Source organism: Zavarzinia marina, assembly GCF_021568905.1.
Classification (GTDB): domain Bacteria; phylum Pseudomonadota; class Alphaproteobacteria; order Zavarziniales; family Zavarziniaceae; genus Zavarzinia; species Zavarzinia marina.
This window is the reverse complement of the sequence record NZ_JAKGSB010000004.1, coordinates 363,068-378,998: the sequence shown is the minus strand read 5'-3', so window position 1 is coordinate 378,998 and position 15,931 is coordinate 363,068. Positions and strand designations below refer to the sequence as shown.

Sequence of the window (15,931 nt, the reverse complement as noted above, 5' to 3'; positions counted from 1 at the left end):
CATGATTCCACGGGATCGTTAAGGAAACATTCAGCCTGTTCGCAGAACGTCGGAACCATGATCGAGAACAAGCGCGTGCTGGCGCTCATCCCCGCCCGGGGGGGCTCGCGCCGTCTGCCGGGTAAGAACGTGATGCCCTTCAAGGGCCGGCCGCTGATCGCCTGGAGCGTGGCGGCCGCCCTCGGCGCGCCCGGCGTCGACCGTGTCGTGGTCTCGACCGACGACGAGGACATCGCGAATGCGGCCCGTACCGCCGGCGCCGAAGTCCCCTTCATGCGCCCCGCCGCCCTGTCCGACGATGCCGCGACTTCGGTCGACGTCGCGCTCCATGCCCTCGATACCTTGGGCGAGGGGGCGGATGTCCTCCTTCTCCTGCAGCCGACCTCGCCGCTCAGGACGGCGGCCGACATCGAGGCGGGCTTGCGCCTGATGGTCGGGCGCGGCGCCCCGGCCGTGGTCGGGGTGACGGCACCGTTCAAGCCGCTGCGCTTCCATGTCCGGCTGGCGGCGGATGGCACGGCCGTCCCGTTCGATCCGGGCGACGAAGCTGGCGTCCGTCTGCTCAACGGTGCCTTCTATGCCGTCGCGACCGACGTACTGCGACAGGCGCGGACTTTCGATCCGCCCGGCACACTTGCCTTCGAGATGCCGCAGGACCGTTCTATCGACATCGACACCGCCTTCGACTGGCGCCTGGCGGAAGCCTTGGCGCCATGAACAAGAGACGCATCGCCATCGTCACCACGACACGGGCCGAATACGGCCTGCTGGTGCCCCTGATCCGGGCGCTCGGCGATAGCGACAGCCTCGAACCCCTGCTGGTGATCAGCGGCACCCATCTCGATGCCGGCGGCACGGCGGCGGAGATCGAGGCGGATGGTGTCGCCATCGCCGCCCGGGTCGCCATGCCGATCGGCGAGGCAACGGACGATGAAGGGCGCGTGGCGGCGCTGGCACAGGGCCTGGCCGGTTTCGGCACCGCCTTTACCCGGCTGCGGCCCGATGCGGTGGTCGTGCTGGGCGATCGCTATGAAATGCTGGCGGTGGCGACGGCGACCGTCGCCATGCGCCTGCCGTTGATCCACCTCGAAGGCGGCCATGTCACCGAGGGGGCGCTGGACGATGCCGTGCGCCATGCCCTGACCAAGCTTGCCGTGCTGCATTTCACCGCCCATCCCGCCTATGCCGCCCGCATCCGCCGCATGGGGGAGGAGGCGTGGCGGGTTCACTGCGTCGGCTCGCTCGCCGTCGACAACATCCGGGCGGAGCCGCGGCTCTCCCTCGCGGACCTGTCGGCGCGGGCGGGGCTGGCGCTGGACGGCGGCTTCGTGCTGCTGACCTATCACCCGGCGACCCTGGCGGGGGACGCGGCCAGCCTCGGCGAACTCGACGCCCTGCTCCAGGCCCTCGACGGCCGGCCGGATCTGAAGGTTCTGGCGACGGCGCCCAATGCCGATCCCGGCGGCCTGGCGGTGCGGGCCCGGCTCGACGCCTTCGTCGCGGCGCGGCCCGGGCGGGCGGTGCTGGTGCCGTCCCTCGGGCGGCGCGCCTATCTCTCGGCGGTGGCGCTGGCGGCGGCGGTGGTCGGCAATTCGTCGTCCGGCCTCATCGAGGCGCCCAGCCTCGGCACGCCCTGCCTCAACATCGGGGAACGGCAGGCGGGGCGCCTGCGGCCCGCCGGCGTCCTCGACTGCCCGGGCGAGCCGGCGGCGGTGGCAGCGGCCCTGGCGCGCGTGACCGCGCCCGAATTTCGCGGCCTCGTGGATCGCGACGCCTTCGGCGACGGCACGGCGGCCGCGCGCATCCGCAAGGTGCTGGAGCAGGTCCCGTTCACCGATATTTTACGCAAACGGTTCCAGGATGAGGCCCTCGGAGAGGAGGACCCGCGCCCATGACCGAAAGCGAGAAACTCAACCAGGTGGAAGAATCCGCCTTCCCCTTCCTGCAGAGCGCCGTGCTCCTGGACCAGGCGCGCATGGCGCTGGCCACCCTGGACAAGGCCCTGGGCGTCAATGCCGAAATGTGGCTGCGCCTCAGCGACGAGGCGGCGGCAAGGGGCCTGCCGGTGGAAACCGTGGATTTCGTCAACCGCACCACCACTTTCGTCGCCAAGGTGGCGGCGGCACTGCGCGCGGACGTCGACGACCAGCTCATCCAGAAGCTGATCGACCTGAACCTCAATATGTCCGAACGGATCCTCGAGTCCGGCAAGGCGGCATGATCGGGGGCATCAGCCCCCGTAGGCGCTGCCCATGATCTCGAATACGCTCTGATTGGTCACCGGGTCTTCGGCGATCATCACGCCGATCACCTCGCGCTGGGCCTGGGCGGCGAAGGCGAGATTGCCGAGCGCCATGTCGTAGCGGACCTGGATCGCCTTCTTCTCGGCCGCCAGCGCGTCGGATTCCGTATCGTTCAGGGCCAGCGCCTCGTCCCCCAGGGATTCGAGACGGTTCTTGAGGACGGTGACGCCGACGTCGCCCTGCAGGGAGGCGTCCTGCAGGTTGGCCAGGGCCTTGGTCACGATCTTGATCGAATCGCCGACGTCCGAAATCGCCAGGGTCTGGCCGTCGCCGGTCAGCCCGCCATAAGTCCAGGCGGACGAGACGGACAGGCCGCCGCGCTGGAGATCCGCGGTCCAGGTATCGGTGCCGTCGGTGAAGGTCAGCGTGTCGTCTTCGCGCGAGACCAGGGAAAGATCCGAGGTCGCGATCTGCCGCCCGTCGATGACGAGGGTCTGATCGTAGAAATTGGTGTCGATCCGCTGGCCGGTGCCTTGTTCCGTCAGCAGGAAACGGCTGCCCAGGGACCGGAGCTGGACCATGACCTGGGTCGCGCCGGCGTCGACGAAACGGGTGCCGGCACCGGTCTGACCCGGCAGCACGTTGCCGATCAGATTCTCGAATTCACTGTCCCGGCTGCCCACCATGATGTTGATCTGGGTCAGCGCCGCGTCGAAGGCGCCGGCATTGCCTTCGGCCGCCGCCGCATGCATGGCGTTCAGTTTTTCGAGCACGTTCTGCGCCGTATCCGCCGCCGACTTGATGGTCGAGACCGCGTCGTCCGCCGCCGACTTCGTGGCGGAGAGCGAGTCCATCCGCGCCTGGAGTTCCGGCAGCCTGGATTCGGATGAATATTTGGCGGTGACGCGGGCCAGTTCCTTGGCCTTCTGCACTTCCATCCCCTGCTTGATCAGGAGATAGGTGCGATCCATCGCATCGCTGACCGCCTGGCGCTGGGCGGCGGCGGACATGCCGAGATAGAAGCTCATGCCTCCCTCCCGCCGGCGCGGGCGCGCGACTCTTCCAGCCCCTCTTCGAGGCGGGACAGGAGATCGAGCGTGCCGTCGCGCATGAAGACCACCGTTTCACGATAGGCCGAGAAAAAGAACGTCACCATTTTGGCACGTTTTTCCTCGTCGGTCACGCGGTGTGCGAAATACATGCCGATCTTCGGCATCGACCGGATGGAACCGATGGCGATGCTGTAGGTCGCGGCATAGCGCCCCTCGGACTCGCGCATGAAGGGCGACAGGCGGCGCCAGAAGCCGACCAGATCGTCGCCCGCCGCGACCGACCGGTCGACCAGGGCGAGGAGATCGTCGAAATAGATCCGGGCTTCGGCCAGCAGCAGGCCGCGCGGCCAGGCGGCCAGGAATTCTCCGGGCTCGTAGGGGGCGGTGATGCGGTCGATGTCGGCGGCGAGGCGGGTGCGGTCCGGCACGGGCGTCAGGGCGCGAATGGCGGCCGAAAGGCGGGGCTTGGCGCCCTGGATGCGGGCACCGTCCGACGTGTTCAGCATGTTCAGTTTGAACACGGTGGCGGCGTCGCCGATCATGCGGTTGCAGAGCGCCAGGATCCAGTCGCAGGCGACGGCGCCGCCGAAATTGCCCGGCAGGGTCTGGTTGTAGCTGATGCGCCTGTCGACCGCCTTGAACTTGTCGTCGGTGCCGTAGATCGAATCCCGGGCGTGCTTGGTCTCGCCCAGTTTCGAGCCGCAGTCGGTGCCGAACATCACGAAATTGGTGAAGCCGAGGGCGGTCGCGATTCGCGTCGCCGTATTGACGCAGGTCGGTGCCACGCCGCGCAACTCATGGCGTTCCGGGGCCAGGATGCGGGTCGAGCTGACGCTGTCGCGAAAGAAGAACAGCACCTTGTCGAACAGGGTGGCGACGCGCGGATCGACGGTCAGCGAGGCGATCAGGGTGATGCCCGAAAGATCGAATTCCTTCGACAGTTTCTCCAGCACCTCGAAGGTCAGGGGGCCGTTCTCGAGTTCGCTGTGGAAATCGGGACGGATGCCGTTCCGCAGGCAGACGCGCAGGCTGGTGCCGGCGCTGAAGACGACGCCCTGGGGCGCGAGACGCTTCAGGTCTGCCATCGACTTGTCGATCGAGGGGCCGGAGCCGACGACGATCGCGGTCTCGCGCCGGGCCAGCTTCGGCTTGGCGTCCACCAGGCGGAAGGCATGGCGCTGCATGTTGGCGACCGCATTGGTCATCATCAGGCGTTCGTCTTCGTAGAACCCCTTGGAGATGAAGATCTGGTCGACCACCTGCTGCAGGCGGTCGCGCGCCTCGGTCAGGACCCAGGACGGATAGTGCAGATAGACATAGGCGCCGTCGATCATGGGCTCGCCCACCTGGCCGATCAGAACCTTCACCGCCTCGATGATGCCGGCGGGCGTGTCGGCGGCGCAGAAGCGGACGTCGATGCCGCGCGCCTCGGCGATGGCGAAGAGGCCGGCCCAGTCGACTTCGTCCCGCGCATGGGCGATGAATTCGGCGATCGGCTCGCACAGAAGGACGGTGCGGGCCGCCGTGGTCTCGAACAGCGGCCTCAGATGATGGCCGAGGCCGATTCCGAGAACGACCAGGAATGTGCCCTCGTATTCGGGCTTGTTGGTCAGGGTTTCGATGCCGAGTTCCGCCATCTGCGCCATCATGCGCTCGTAGAGCCGAGCGGAGACGGCGCTGCCGATGTTGGTGCCCGCCAGATTGGCGGTGAAGAAGCGCAACGGTTTTTCGTTGTAGCGCGCGACCTGATCGGCCGCGAGCGCGCGGGCGTCGCCGTTGTAGAGACGGCCTTCGCCGAGGTCGATGTCGATCGCGGCACCATCCCCGTCACGCACCACCCGGGTCTGCCGGGCGACGGCGGCGGCAAGCGTCGGGAAGCGCTCGACGAGTGTCTCGGCGCGCGCCGTCATGGCCTGAGCGCGTCCAGCAGGCCGGCGGCGAAGGCGGCGGGCTTGAAGGCCGGCGCGCGCTCGATCGCGGCGGCGGTCGCGGCGCGCGCCGCCGCCCGGTCCGCCAGCAGGCGGGCGGCGATGGCGGCAAGATCGGCCGGCGCTTCGCCGACGCGGTCGCCGAGGCCGAGGGCGGCGAGGGCATCTGCACCCTGGCGGTTCCAGGGCGTCCGGCCCCTCAGCGCGACGCCGGGGGTGGCGAAGCCGGCGGCCGTGATCACGTCCTGGCCGCTGATCGCGGCGAAGGGCGCGACCATCAGATCGAGACCGGCGGCGAAGGTCGGGGCGTCGGCGTCGACCACCTCGATCCGGTCGGCGATGCCGAGGGCGGTGAAGCGCTCGATCAGGCTGCCGACCATGTCCGGGTGGCTGAGTTCGCGGTCGCGCAGCAGCAGGCGGGCGTCGGGCACGGCGCGCAGCATGGCGGCGAAAGTCGCCAGCAGGTCGTTGTGCAACTGGCCGGCCTGGACGTCGGCGCCGATCAGCGGCACGTCGTCGAAAGGCGCGAGACGGGGGGCCGCGTCGAAGCGCGCGAGAATGCCGCTGGCGGGCGGTGCCGCGCCCAGGGCCCGGTCGATGCCGGCGAGTCCCGCGGAAAAGGGCAGGTTCAGCCAGCCGGCGACGCGTGGCGCCGGATGATGCGCGAGAGCCGCGAGATGCAGCGGCGCGGCGACGCCGCCGGCATCGAGCAGGAGATCCAGATCCTCCCCCGCGATCGTATGGGCCAGCGTCAGGGGATCGAATTCCGCGGCGTCGATGTGGCGGCCGATACGGCCCTGGAAGGCGCGGTTGTGGCCTGCGCCGAGGGCGCCGGCGCCGAACAGCACGGTTTCCCCGCCCAATTCGCGCAGTCCCTGGGCGAGAACGGCGACGGTCTCGAGATCGGCCTCGTCGGCGAGGGCGGTCGCGAGAATGCCGACGCGGGGGCGGTCCGGCAGGGGGGCCGACGCGGTGCCGACCAGGGCGTCGCGGGTCGCGACATGGGGTGGGGTGAAGCCCTTCAGCTCGGGCGCCAGCGCCGTCAGATAGAGGGCGGCGGCGGCGATCTCGGCCTCCGCGTCCTCGTCGCGATAGGTCGCGGCCTCGCCGATCACGCCGCGCGCGGCATCGCTCTCGCCGCAGTCGGCGAGGCAGCGGGCGAGACGCGCCATGTCGCAGCCGTCGGCGGCGCCGTTGGCGGCGAAGCGGGCCAGAATGTCGCCGGCCTGGCGCGGCCTGCCGGCGGCGACCAGGGCATCGGCCAGCGCGCGCTGGGTCTCGCCGTGATTGGGACTGAAAGCAGCCTGGGCTTCGAGCAGCACGAGGGCGCTCTGAAGATCGCCCGCCGCGAGGGCGGCGAGGCCGCGGGTCAGATAGGGATGCTCGCGGATCGCGGCGAACAGCGTGGTGAGGGCGGGCCAATGCGCCGGGCGGAGGCCGGGTGTCGTCTCGTCGAGACCGTTGGCGACCGCGAGCTTGGCATAGAAGGTCGCCTCCGGCACCTCGCCGGCGAGGGCGAAGAGAATGGCGAGGGAATCCGCGACCACGGCGCTGCGCGGTGCCGCGTCGAGCGCCTGGCGAAGCGCGTCCAGCGCCAGCACCACCCGGTCGGTGGCGAAGGCGGTATAGGCGAGCGCGGTCAGGGCCGCGCCATCGCCCGGGCTTTCGGACAATCGGGCTTCCGCCCTGGCGATCAGGCTGTCGCTATCGCCCGCGTCGAGGAGGGCGACCGCCTCGCACAGGAAGGGGGCCATTTCGGCGTCGCCGATGGTGATGTCGGGGCCATGCGCGGTCGAGGCGGACGAAGACGCGGTCACGGATCACACCGAATGATTGATCCCGCCCGAGGACGAGGGCGCGGGAGCCGTCGGCGCCGTTTCGGCGCCGGGGGCATTGGCCAGGAGACCGGCGGCGATTTCGCGGTTGATGCGGATCAGGATGTCCAGCTTCTCGGGCTGCGGGTCGGCCAGGACGCCGACGGTGTGGCGGTCGATGAAGTTCGACAGCGACAGCACATTGGCGCGCAATTCGGTCGGCAGCTCGGAGTCCGGCGAGGTGATGCCGGCCTGGAAGATGGTCCAGAGCCGCCAGTTGCGGCGGACGGCATCGAGAAAGGCGGTCTTGTCGTCGGGCGCGCGCTGGGCTTCCGCCATGCGGCGCGCGGCCTCGGTCAGCGCCCAGCCCTCGGTGCGCCGGGGATCGCCCTGGGGCGGGGCCTTGCTATAGGCCGGACGACGCTGTGTCGGATACATGGGAGAGGACCTCCTTTTCATGCGCGAGCAGTTTGCGGGCGCCGCGCAGGGCCTGATAGGTGTTGTCGCCGGCGAGGTGCCGGCTGATGGTGGCGACGATGGCGGCGCCGCTGGGGGCGGCGGCGGCATAGTCGGCCAGGAAGCTTTCGGCGGCACGGCGGTAGTCGGCGGCGCGGTCGGGGAACAGATACAGGCACTGCAGGACGTAATAGACGCGGGTCGCCGGGGTATTGGCCTCGGCTTCGGTCATGATGTCCTTGCCCCGCAGGATATGGGCCTGATTGAGCACGGTCAGGGTCGCGGGGCCGCCGGCATTGGCCAGGACGGCGCCGTTGACGATGATCTTCTCTTCCGGCGCAAGCGTGATCTTCAGGGGCACGCGGATCTCTCCGAGTCTGGTTGACGCCCCGAGATTGTGCCCGGTTTCCTTAATTCGAGGTAAAGCCAAAACGAAAAGGGGCGGCCCCGGCGGGGCCGCCCCTCGTTCAGATGCTGTCGGTCAGCTGGTGTCGATCGCGTCTTACGAGAAGAGCGACAGGACGCTCTGCTCGCTCTGGCCGGCGAAGGACAGGGCGCGAAGCGCGAGCTGCTGACGGGTCTGCAGGGCCACCAGGTTGGCGCCTTCCTCGTTCAGGTCGGCCAGGGTCAGCTTGTCCGAGCCTTCGGTCAGGGCGTTGACGTAGTCGGTGGTGAAATCCGAACGGGTCTGCAGCAGGGTCACGTTCGAACCGAGGTTCGAGGCCGTGGCACGGACCGACGAGATGGCACCGTCGATCGCGTCGGTGATGTCGTTGATCGTGGTGACCAGTTCCGAGGTCGCGATGGCGGTGAACGACGAGCCGCCGATCAGCGCGGCCGCGACGACCGAGCCGGCATCGGAAGCGTTCAGCGCGGTGCTCAGGATGGCGCCGGCGCGCAGGTCGCGGCTGGCGACGGTGAGCTCGGCGGTGGTCACTTCCGAGAAGCGAACGGTCAGGCTCTGCGTGGTGCTGTTGATCAGGTTGGTGCCCTGATAGGAAGCATCGCCCAGCAGGCTGTTCAGCTGGTCGACCAGATCGGCGAACTGGGCGCCCAGGTCGGCCTTGGTGGCATCGTCGGCGGTCTTGGCCGAGATGGCGACACCCTTGAGCTGCTTCAGGATCTTGTCGGCCGACTCGGTGGCGCCGAGCGCGGTCTTCAGCGAGGAGATGCCCTGGTCGATCTCGTCCTTGCGGGCGGTGAAGTCCGACGCGCGGTCGGACAGGCTCTTCGCGGCGAAATAGGCGGTCGCGTCGTCGATCGCGCTGCCGACCTTGAGGCCGGTCGCCAGACGGCTCTGGGTCCGGTTGGCGAGGTCGGTGGTCTGATTCAGGGTGAGCAGATTGGCGCGCGAGGTCGAGGTGAGCTTGATGTCAGCCATGGTCTTGGTCCTTCTGGTCCGATGTCGCGAAGCCCTTCTGGGCCTCGCCCTTTTCTATGCAGTCCCCGTGCCAATTTCACGGATGTGCCCATTTTGGCGGTTTTCCGCCCAATTCTGACTTGGGTCCGACGGCAATTAGGCAATTTTTGCCGAATGAAATAGGCAATTTTTGCCGCCTAGGCAGGTTTGACCCGGCAAATCCTGCCTAGACGGAGGCGTGGAAGGCCATGGCGGCCGGGGCCGCGCTGGCGGTGCGCAATGCGGCGCCCGGGCCGTAGCCGAGCACGGGCCGGGCCTTGGCGGCGACCGTGTCGGCGACGCTGCGCACCAGGCGGTCGGCCACGGTGCGGGCGGCGGCGACCTGGACGGTGTGGAGCGCCATCGCCTCGCGCAGGCGGCGCGTCGGCGCCTGAAGGCGCGGGCGGGCCGCCGGGTCGGCGGCGACCACGGCCGGGCCGCCCATCCGCGCCAGATGCGACTCATAGGCCTTCACCACCTGGATCTTGGCCTCGATCAGGGGCTGCAGGCGGTTGAGGCGGCGTTCGGCCATGACCGCGCATTCCGCCTCGATCGCGGCGGCCAGGCGGTCGGACAGCACGGCGAGGGTTTCGATGTCGGCGGCCGAAAGGGCCTTCGGGTGGTCATTGGCCATGGGGGGCTTCCTCCGTGACGAGCAGGGAACGGATCATCATGTCGGACAGGCCGATGCCGCCGCGGGCGGCGATGGCCTTGCCGTATTCGTCGATCAGGAAGGTGCGGAAGGCGGCCTCGCCGGCACCGCCGCCGAAGGGGCCGTCGGTCTTGATGCCTTCGAACATGGGCACGAGCATCTGACTGACCACCATGGCCTCGAAATCCTCGGCCGAGTCCTTAAGGCGCTGCGGGACCTGGGGCAGGGGGCGGTCCGTGGGCCAGGCATAGCGGGTGACCTGGGTGACTTGGGTGGCGTCGGTCATCACATCACCTCGATGTCGGCCTGGAGCGCGCCGGCGGCCTTGATCGCCTCGAGGATCGGGATCATGTCGCGCGGGCCGAGGCCCAGCCCGTTCAGGCCGTTGACCAGATCCTGCAGGCTGACCCCCGCCTCCATGACGACGACGCGCTTCTCGCCGCCCTCGTCGACCTGGACGTCGGAGCGCGGCACCACGGTGGTCTGCCCGCCCGAGAAGGGTGCCGGCTGGGACACCTGGGGCGTTTCGGTGATGCGCACCGTCAGGTTGCCCTGGGCGATGGCCACGGTCGAGACGCGGACGTCGGCGCCGATGACGATGGTGCCCGAGGCTTCGTCGATGACGATCCGGGCGCGCTGGTCCGGCGTCACCATCAACTGCTCGATGCGGGTGATATAGGCGACGATGTCGCCGCGATATTGCGCCGGGATCAGGATCTCGACCGTCGAGGGATCGAGGGCGCGGGCGGCGCCCTTGAACTGGCCGTTCACCGCCTGGGCGACGCGGCGCGCGGTGGTGAAGTCGGGATTGCGCAGCGCGAGGCGCAGCGTCGGCTCGGAACCGAAGGCATAGGCGACCTCCTTTTCGACGACGGCGCCATTGGCGATCCGGCCGGAGGTGGGCACGCCCTTGGTGACCGTGGTGCCGGCGCCCTGGGCCTTGAAGCCGCTGATCGAGACCTGGCCCTGCGCGACGGCATAGACTTCGCCGTCGGCGCCCAGCAGCGGCGTCACCAGAAGCGTGCCGCCGGCGAGGCTCTTGGCATCGCCGAGCGTGGAAATGGTGACGTCGAGGCGCGAGCCGGCGCGACCGAAGGGCGGCAGTTCGGCGGTGACCATGACGGCGGCGACATTCTTGGTCTTCATGTCGCTGTCGCGGGTATTGACGCCGAGCCGCTCCAGCATCGCTTCCAGGCTCTGCTTGGTGAAGGGCGCGTTGCGCAGCGAATCGCCCGATCCGTCGAGACCGACGACCAGGCCGTAACCCACCAGCATGTTGTCGCGCACGCCCTGGACGGCGGCGATGTCCTTGATGCGCGACTGCGCCGCCATCACGCCCGAGAACGGGGTGACGAGGACGGCGCAGAGGGCGAGCGCGGCGCAAAGGGGCTTCAGCATGATTTCTACCTCGGTCATCGGCGGGTTCTCCGCCCGCAAGACCAGTTGCGAAACCCGTGCCAAAGAAAAACTATTGTTTTTCAGATAGTTGGCGCGGCGCTGGACGGCGCGGCAAGCCGTCCCGGGCAGAATTTGCCGGTCAGATCGGCCATTTCGACCGGGCGGAGCGCGGATGCCGAATTGCCGTCGCGGCCCCGCCAGCACCCGGAAACTGCGGCCGCCCGATCATCCGAAGCGAGGTTTTCGGTGATCGGTGGCGGCGAAATTTATGACGGCGCATATACCGCTGCGTTCAATTATGCTGTGGAGGCAGGGGCGTTGCGACGCCGGTCCCATTCCGATCGCAAAAGGATCAACTATTGGGCCAAGAGGCTGACTTCGGATCAGATCTATTGCTTTGGAAATTTAGTCATCTTTTGCGGATAGGGGAGAAAGATGGGCGCTACAATTTTTCCCCGTAGCAAAAGCAAGCTTGAAAAGCGGTTCCGGGGCCGCGCAGCTTGTCTCACCCTATCGAGCTTATTCATTGGGCTTGTATTGTGTAGGGCGCCGAGCTTGGCGGCGAACGGCGAAGCGGAGATCCGCGAAGTTGTCGTTACGGCTGCACCCTTTTTTTCGGTTTATCATAATGAGAATTTCGTTCGGAAGCGGAATTTCAAGATTCCAATGGTAATGGATGAAGCGTCTGAAACAGGTTTCAAAATCCCCAAAAATATAGATGAATTTGACGAATTTCTAAGAATTTCATTGGGGAGTGCGTATTTTATTTATGTGCAGCGATTTTCAGAATTTTATTGTAATAAAATAGATTATAAGGATGTTAGTAAATTTGTTCGTTTTTTTGACTATGTAAATTTATTGAATATCGCCTGGAAAATAAATGATGACAATTTCTTCGCGTCGACAATGCAATTGCCGCCATATCATTTTTTTGAAAATCCGTATGAATTTGACAGAGTTGTGACTCTCATAGCAATGATATACGACGAAAAATACAGTAAAAATAAATCAATGATACGAGAGCCGTATTATTGCACTGGGTACTATGAAGAATATAGATAGAGGCGGCGGCGATTTTCATATCGTCCTTGAGGGCCCGGTAAGGTAGGCCCGGCCGGGTTCTTCTTTCCATCAGGCGCGATCCCAGGCTGCAACCAGTCTCTCAGGCCGGCGATTTGGTCCGGGCGATCAGGGGGCCGACCGCCAGGGTCGCGAGGATGGAGAGGCCGGTCGCCAGCATGAACAGGCCGTCATAGCCGAAGCCGTCCGCGATCATGCCCGACAGGAAGGAGCCGGCCAGATAGACCACCAGTTGGGCGCAGGCCAGGATGGTGAAGTCGGTGCCCGGCTGATCGCTGGAGGTGACGGCCATGAACAGGCTGTAGAGGGCGACGATCTCCATGTAGCGGATCAGGGTCTGGAAGGCGGCGGCGCCGAACAGCAGGGGCAGGCCCTCGATGATGCCGAGGGCATGGATGGTGAAGGTCAGGAAGCACAGGCTGCGCATCAGGCCGAGCAGGATCAGCACCCGCCCGACCCCGAGGCGGAGCGAGAGCACGGCCGCGACGGCGGAGCCGAGCAGCCCGGCGGTCGCCGCCGCCCCGCCCGAGAGATAGCCGATGGTGTCGAGCGCGACGCCGCTGTCGACCAGATAGGGCCCCTCCATCGCCTTCACGAGCCCCTCGCTGGCCCGATAGATCAGGGCGATGGCCAGGATCAGCCGGGTGTCCGGCCGCGCCAGGAAGCGCCGGATCGAGGGGCGCGAACCGGTGCCGGCGCTCGACGCGGGATCGTCCTCGCGCATGAAGAAGGCGGCGGCCAGCGGGATCAGGGAGAGGGCGGCGACGGTCGCGATCATCGTCGTCCAGCCCGCGTGATGATAGACGACGAGGCCGAGGGTGCCGCCCAGCACGACGCCGATCGCCGTCGCCCCGCCCTGGATGGCATTGCCGATCGGCCGGTCGCGCGGATCGAGATATTTGGCGGCATAGCCGTCCGTCGCGATGTCCTGGGTCGAGAGCAGCACCGCCAGCGCGAAGCCGATGATCAGGAAGGCGGTGACGTCGGTCGGGGCGATCAGGCTGAGCGTCGCGAGGCAGAGGATGATCGCGCCCTGGGTCAGCAGCACCCAGCCGGAACGATGGCGCCGCGCGAGCGGGCGGAAGCGGTCGACCTGGGGCGCCCACAGGAATTTGAGGACGAGGGGCAGCATCAGGGCGCTGATCATGCCGATGTCGCTGCGGCTGACACCCTGTTCGCGCATGATCGGCGGGATCGCCGCGACGATCAGATAGGACGGGATCGACTGCGCGAGATAGAGCCCGCACAGGATGGCGAAGAGACGCAGGCGTCCCCGCCGGTCGCTGCCCGCCGCCGCCACGGTCATGACGTCGCCAGGAAGGGGGCTAGGAAGCGGCGTGCCGCGCCCTCGTCGTCGGTGGTGGTCAGGGGGATGCGCCACAGTTTGCCGAAGACTTCCGACATGCGCGGCGTCACCTGCGGCCGGACCATGGCCAGTGCCCGGCAGCAGGCCTCGATGTGATTTCGGCTGCGCTTGAACCACAGCGCCTGGGCCCGCTCGCCGTCGCGCGACAGGCCGGGCCCGCCGCCGAGCACGACCATAAGGGCGAAGGGATCGGCCAGGGCCGAGATCCGCTCCAGCGCCGCCAGATAGCCGCCCTCGTCATCTGGCCCGTAAGGCGGGCCGAAGCGCAGCACCAGGAGCCCGCCGGGCTCCGCCTCCAGGCTGATCACGGTCGGTGTCTCAGAACGACCGCGCATAGCCGAGCGTGACGGTGCGGCCCCAGGCCGGCACCGCCAGATTGCGCGTCGCGGTCGCCGTCGGATTGTCATAGGCCGTGTCGAAGACATTGTTCACCGAGAGCGAAAGATCGCCACCGAGCAGCGGCTGGTCCACGGCGACGTTCAGCAGCATGGTCGATTCCGTCTCGTGATCCACGGTGCCGTCGAAGGCGTGGCGTCCGGTCATGAATTCGGTTTCGAGGCGCAGCCCCGTGCCGGCCTCGAAGCGGTATTCGCCCCAGAGCGTGCCGTGGAAGGGCGTGGCGATCCGGTTGTTCGGCAGTTCGCGGTCGAGCTTGCCGTCGCCGTCCGAATCGAAGCGGCCCTCGCGCCAGGCGGCGACCGCGCCGAGGGTCAGGCTTTCGGTCACGTCGACTTCAGCCGTCGCCTCGATGCCGATGATCTCTTCCTTCTGCTGGCTGATGGTGTTGGTGGCGGGATCGAAGTTCACGCCCTCGTCGGACCGGCTGAGGAAGCCCGCGAGGGAGAGGCGATAATCGGCGCCGGCGCTGCGGATGCCGATTTCGTAATTGTCGACGATCTGCGCCTCGGGCCCGATCGCGGCATAGGAGACGCTGGTCCCCGGCGGCAGGGCGCAATTGGTATTGGGGGCGGGGCAGGCGAAGGCGAAGCCGACACCGGCGCGGCGCGTGAAGGCGCCGACATCCGGCAGGCCGAAGCCCTGGTTGAAGCCGGCATAGACCTCGGTGCCGGCGTCGAAGGCATAGACGGCCCCCAGGTTGAAGGTCAGGGCGTCATAGTCGAAGTCGCCGCCGGTGACCGGCAGGGCCGGCAGGACATAGCCGAACAGCGGCGCGGTCGAGAAACCGTAATAGGCGGCCGGGCGGATGTAGTCGTCGACCGAAAGCTCGAGATATTCGTAGCGCAGCCCGCCCCGAAGGGTCAGGCCGTCCAGCACCTGGAACTGGAGATCGGCGAAACCGGCATAGGACATCTGGTCGAGGGGGGTGAACAGATCCTCGCCGCTGACCAGTTCCTGCCAGGTCTCGTCATGGGTGACGTCGGTGCCCCAGGTCAGGGACAGGCCGGGCAGGAGACTGTCGAGATCGCTGTCGATGGTGACATTCACGCCGAGGCGCTCGGAAAACAGCACGGACTGGTTGCTGGGCGAGGTGGGATCGGTGACGTCGCCCGAGAAATAGACGATCGAATTGGCGGGAATCGAGAGCGTGGAGAAGCTGAAACGCTTCTCCACGTCGTTGTAGAAACCGGTGACGTTCAAGCCGCCGAGTACGAAATCATCGTCCGTGAAGCGGGCGGAGAAGGACTTGGTGTCCTCGCGCAGGCTCTCGCCCGGATAGGGCGTGGCGAAATCGGGGGCGGCGAAGGCGCCCGAATAGTCGGTCAGGGCGTCCGGATCCTGGTCGAGATAGAAATAGCTGCCCGACAGTTCCAGCCGCCGCGCGGCGTCGAAATCATGGCCGAGACGGGCGGAGAGATTGCCTTCGGCATAGCGGTCGCCGCCGCCCTGGCCCAGCATGGCGTCGGATGCCAGCTCTCGCCCCCAGCCGTCATAGGTGCGGTCGGCGAAACGCCCGGTCGCCGTTGCCGAATAGTCGATGCTGTCGCTTCGGCCGTGCACCGTGGCCGAGACCTCGGGCGCCAGCGAATTGCCGAAATCGCGGGTGAAGGCGCGCAGCCGGGTCGAGACGTCGACGCCGATGCTATCCTCGCCCGCCGCGCGGGTGATGAAATTGACCGTGCCGCCGGTCGCCCCGCTGCCCCATGTGCTGCTGGCGCCCGCCACCAGTTCCACCCGCTCGACCGTGTTCAGGTCGATGAGCGAGAGAATGCGCGAGACGTCACGCAGCGGCGTGTTCAGGGGCACACCGTCGATCATCACGAGGAGGTTCCGCCCGCGGAAGGTTTCGGAGGCGCTGGAGACCGTCTGATTGCCGACGGAATAGCCGGGCACGAATTTGGACAGAAGCGCGCCGGCGCTGTTCGCCTGGCGCAACTGGCGCTCGATCGTCGCGCGGTCGATCACCTGCAGGGTTTGCGGCACTTCGGCCAGGCTGCGGTCGGCGCGGGTCGCGGTGACCGTCACCATGTCCAGGATCACCGTCTCACCCGACCCCTGCTGGGCCAGGGCGATGGCGCAGGGCGCGACGCTGGCCGCCACGAGTGATAGGAAAAACCTAGAATACATGAAGAGACCTCCGCGCC

16 protein-coding genes are annotated in these 15,931 nt (G+C 67.2%); 4 read left to right on the top strand and 12 right to left on the bottom strand.

The features are described 5' to 3' along the window. Nucleotides 1-57 precede the first annotated feature (57 nt). The 3 genes from L2U69_RS13180 to L2U69_RS13170 are packed head-to-tail and all read left to right on the top strand — an operon-like array spanning nt 58 to nt 2,221. Nucleotides 58-717, top strand: a complete 660-nt coding sequence (locus L2U69_RS13180; protein ID WP_236107572.1) for an acylneuraminate cytidylyltransferase family protein — start codon at nt 58-60, stop codon at nt 715-717. Then, complete coding sequence (gene neuC / locus L2U69_RS13175; RefSeq protein ID WP_236107571.1) at nt 714-1,895, top strand: UDP-N-acetylglucosamine 2-epimerase; 1,182 nt, start codon at nt 714-716, stop codon at nt 1,893-1,895. Before L2U69_RS13180 ends, neuC begins: the two co-directional genes overlap by 4 nt. Continuing rightward, entirely contained in the window at nt 1,892-2,221 is a 330-nt protein-coding gene (locus tag L2U69_RS13170; RefSeq protein WP_236107570.1) for a hypothetical protein, read from the top strand. Before neuC ends, L2U69_RS13170 begins: the two co-directional genes overlap by 4 nt. Before the next feature lie 9 nt (nt 2,222-2,230). On the opposite strand, the gene L2U69_RS13165 is transcribed toward L2U69_RS13170, so the two are convergent. The 9 genes from L2U69_RS13165 to L2U69_RS13125 all read right to left on the bottom strand — a co-directional run bounded on the left by L2U69_RS13165 (nt 2,231) and on the right by L2U69_RS13125 (nt 10,960). Continuing rightward, a complete protein-coding gene (locus tag L2U69_RS13165) occupies nt 2,231-3,271 on the bottom strand; it encodes a hypothetical protein (protein WP_236107569.1) in 1,041 nt (346 codons plus the stop codon). Then, a complete protein-coding gene (locus L2U69_RS13160; protein ID WP_236107568.1) occupies nt 3,268-5,205 on the bottom strand; it encodes a motility associated factor glycosyltransferase family protein in 1,938 nt (645 codons plus the stop codon). Before L2U69_RS13160 ends, L2U69_RS13165 begins: the two co-directional genes overlap by 4 nt. Further along, nucleotides 5,202-7,040 (bottom strand): tetratricopeptide repeat protein, encoded by a 1,839-nt coding sequence (locus L2U69_RS13155; RefSeq protein ID WP_236107567.1) that lies wholly within the window; start codon nt 7,038-7,040, stop codon nt 5,202-5,204. The genes L2U69_RS13160 and L2U69_RS13155 overlap by 4 nt, the downstream gene beginning before the upstream one ends. A gap of 3 nt (nt 7,041-7,043) precedes the next feature. Then, on the bottom strand, nt 7,044-7,475 hold the full coding sequence (gene flaF / locus L2U69_RS13150; RefSeq protein ID WP_236107566.1) for a flagellar biosynthesis regulator FlaF: 432 nt from the start codon (nt 7,473-7,475) through the stop codon (nt 7,044-7,046). Continuing rightward, a complete protein-coding gene (locus L2U69_RS13145) occupies nt 7,444-7,854 on the bottom strand; it encodes a flagellar biosynthesis repressor FlbT (RefSeq protein ID WP_236107565.1) in 411 nt (136 codons plus the stop codon). Before L2U69_RS13145 ends, flaF begins: the two co-directional genes overlap by 32 nt. Nucleotides 7,855-7,995: 141 nt before the next feature. Further along, a complete protein-coding gene (locus L2U69_RS13140) occupies nt 7,996-8,874 on the bottom strand; it encodes a flagellin (protein WP_236107564.1) in 879 nt (292 codons plus the stop codon). 205 nt (nt 8,875-9,079) lie between these two features. Further along, complete coding sequence (locus tag L2U69_RS13135; RefSeq protein ID WP_236107563.1) at nt 9,080-9,526, bottom strand: hypothetical protein; 447 nt, start codon at nt 9,524-9,526, stop codon at nt 9,080-9,082. Continuing rightward, entirely contained in the window at nt 9,516-9,830 is a 315-nt protein-coding gene (locus L2U69_RS13130) for a rod-binding protein (RefSeq protein ID WP_236107562.1), read from the bottom strand. The genes L2U69_RS13135 and L2U69_RS13130 overlap by 11 nt, the downstream gene beginning before the upstream one ends. After that, nucleotides 9,830-10,960, bottom strand: coding sequence for a flagellar basal body P-ring protein FlgI (locus L2U69_RS13125; RefSeq protein WP_236107561.1), 1,131 nt, complete (start codon nt 10,958-10,960; stop codon nt 9,830-9,832). Before L2U69_RS13125 ends, L2U69_RS13130 begins: the two co-directional genes overlap by 1 nt. A 417-nt stretch (nt 10,961-11,377) precedes the next feature. Between L2U69_RS13125 and L2U69_RS13120 the strand changes: the two genes are divergently transcribed. Further along, the gene (locus L2U69_RS13120; RefSeq protein WP_236107560.1) at nt 11,378-12,004 is read left to right on the top strand and encodes a hypothetical protein; all 627 of its coding nucleotides are present in this window, start codon (nt 11,378-11,380) and stop codon (nt 12,002-12,004) included. Nucleotides 12,005-12,104: 100 nt separating this feature from the next. Here the strand turns inward: L2U69_RS13120 and L2U69_RS13115 are convergent, their stop codons facing one another. Genes L2U69_RS13115 through L2U69_RS13105 form a run of 3 tightly spaced genes read right to left on the bottom strand, consistent with a single transcriptional unit; the run spans nt 12,105 to nt 15,914 of the window. Next, the gene (locus L2U69_RS13115; protein ID WP_236107559.1) at nt 12,105-13,328 is read right to left on the bottom strand and encodes an MFS transporter; all 1,224 of its coding nucleotides are present in this window, start codon (nt 13,326-13,328) and stop codon (nt 12,105-12,107) included. After that, the gene (locus tag L2U69_RS13110; protein WP_236107558.1) at nt 13,325-13,696 is read right to left on the bottom strand and encodes a hypothetical protein; all 372 of its coding nucleotides are present in this window, start codon (nt 13,694-13,696) and stop codon (nt 13,325-13,327) included. The genes L2U69_RS13115 and L2U69_RS13110 overlap by 4 nt, the downstream gene beginning before the upstream one ends. 10 nt (nt 13,697-13,706) lie before the next feature. After that, nucleotides 13,707-15,914, bottom strand: coding sequence for a TonB-dependent receptor (locus L2U69_RS13105; protein WP_236107557.1), 2,208 nt, complete (start codon nt 15,912-15,914; stop codon nt 13,707-13,709). Nucleotides 15,915-15,931 lie beyond the last annotated feature (17 nt).

Coding starts and splice junctions, on each gene's coding strand:
- L2U69_RS13165 (WP_236107569.1), bottom strand. CDS start 3,271: ATGAGCTTCTATCTCGGCATGTCCGCCGCCGCCCAGCGCCAGGCGGTC.
- L2U69_RS13140 (WP_236107564.1), bottom strand. CDS start 8,874: ATGGCTGACATCAAGCTCACCTCGACCTCGCGCGCCAATCTGCTCACC.
- L2U69_RS13120 (WP_236107560.1), top strand. CDS start 11,378: ATGGGCGCTACAATTTTTCCCCGTAGCAAAAGCAAGCTTGAAAAGCGG.
- L2U69_RS13105 (WP_236107557.1), bottom strand. CDS start 15,914: ATGTATTCTAGGTTTTTCCTATCACTCGTGGCGGCCAGCGTCGCGCCC.
- L2U69_RS13160 (WP_236107568.1), bottom strand. CDS start 5,205: ATGACGGCGCGCGCCGAGACACTCGTCGAGCGCTTCCCGACGCTTGCC.
- flaF (WP_236107566.1), bottom strand. CDS start 7,475: ATGTATCCGACACAGCGTCGTCCGGCCTATAGCAAGGCCCCGCCCCAG.
- L2U69_RS13180 (WP_236107572.1), top strand. CDS start 58: ATGATCGAGAACAAGCGCGTGCTGGCGCTCATCCCCGCCCGGGGGGGC.
- L2U69_RS13135 (WP_236107563.1), bottom strand. CDS start 9,526: ATGGCCAATGACCACCCGAAGGCCCTTTCGGCCGCCGACATCGAAACC.
- L2U69_RS13130 (WP_236107562.1), bottom strand. CDS start 9,830: ATGACCGACGCCACCCAAGTCACCCAGGTCACCCGCTATGCCTGGCCC.
- L2U69_RS13125 (WP_236107561.1), bottom strand. CDS start 10,960: ATGACCGAGGTAGAAATCATGCTGAAGCCCCTTTGCGCCGCGCTCGCC.
- L2U69_RS13115 (WP_236107559.1), bottom strand. CDS start 13,328: ATGACCGTGGCGGCGGCGGGCAGCGACCGGCGGGGACGCCTGCGTCTC.
- neuC (WP_236107571.1), top strand. CDS start 714: ATGAACAAGAGACGCATCGCCATCGTCACCACGACACGGGCCGAATAC.
- L2U69_RS13170 (WP_236107570.1), top strand. CDS start 1,892: ATGACCGAAAGCGAGAAACTCAACCAGGTGGAAGAATCCGCCTTCCCC.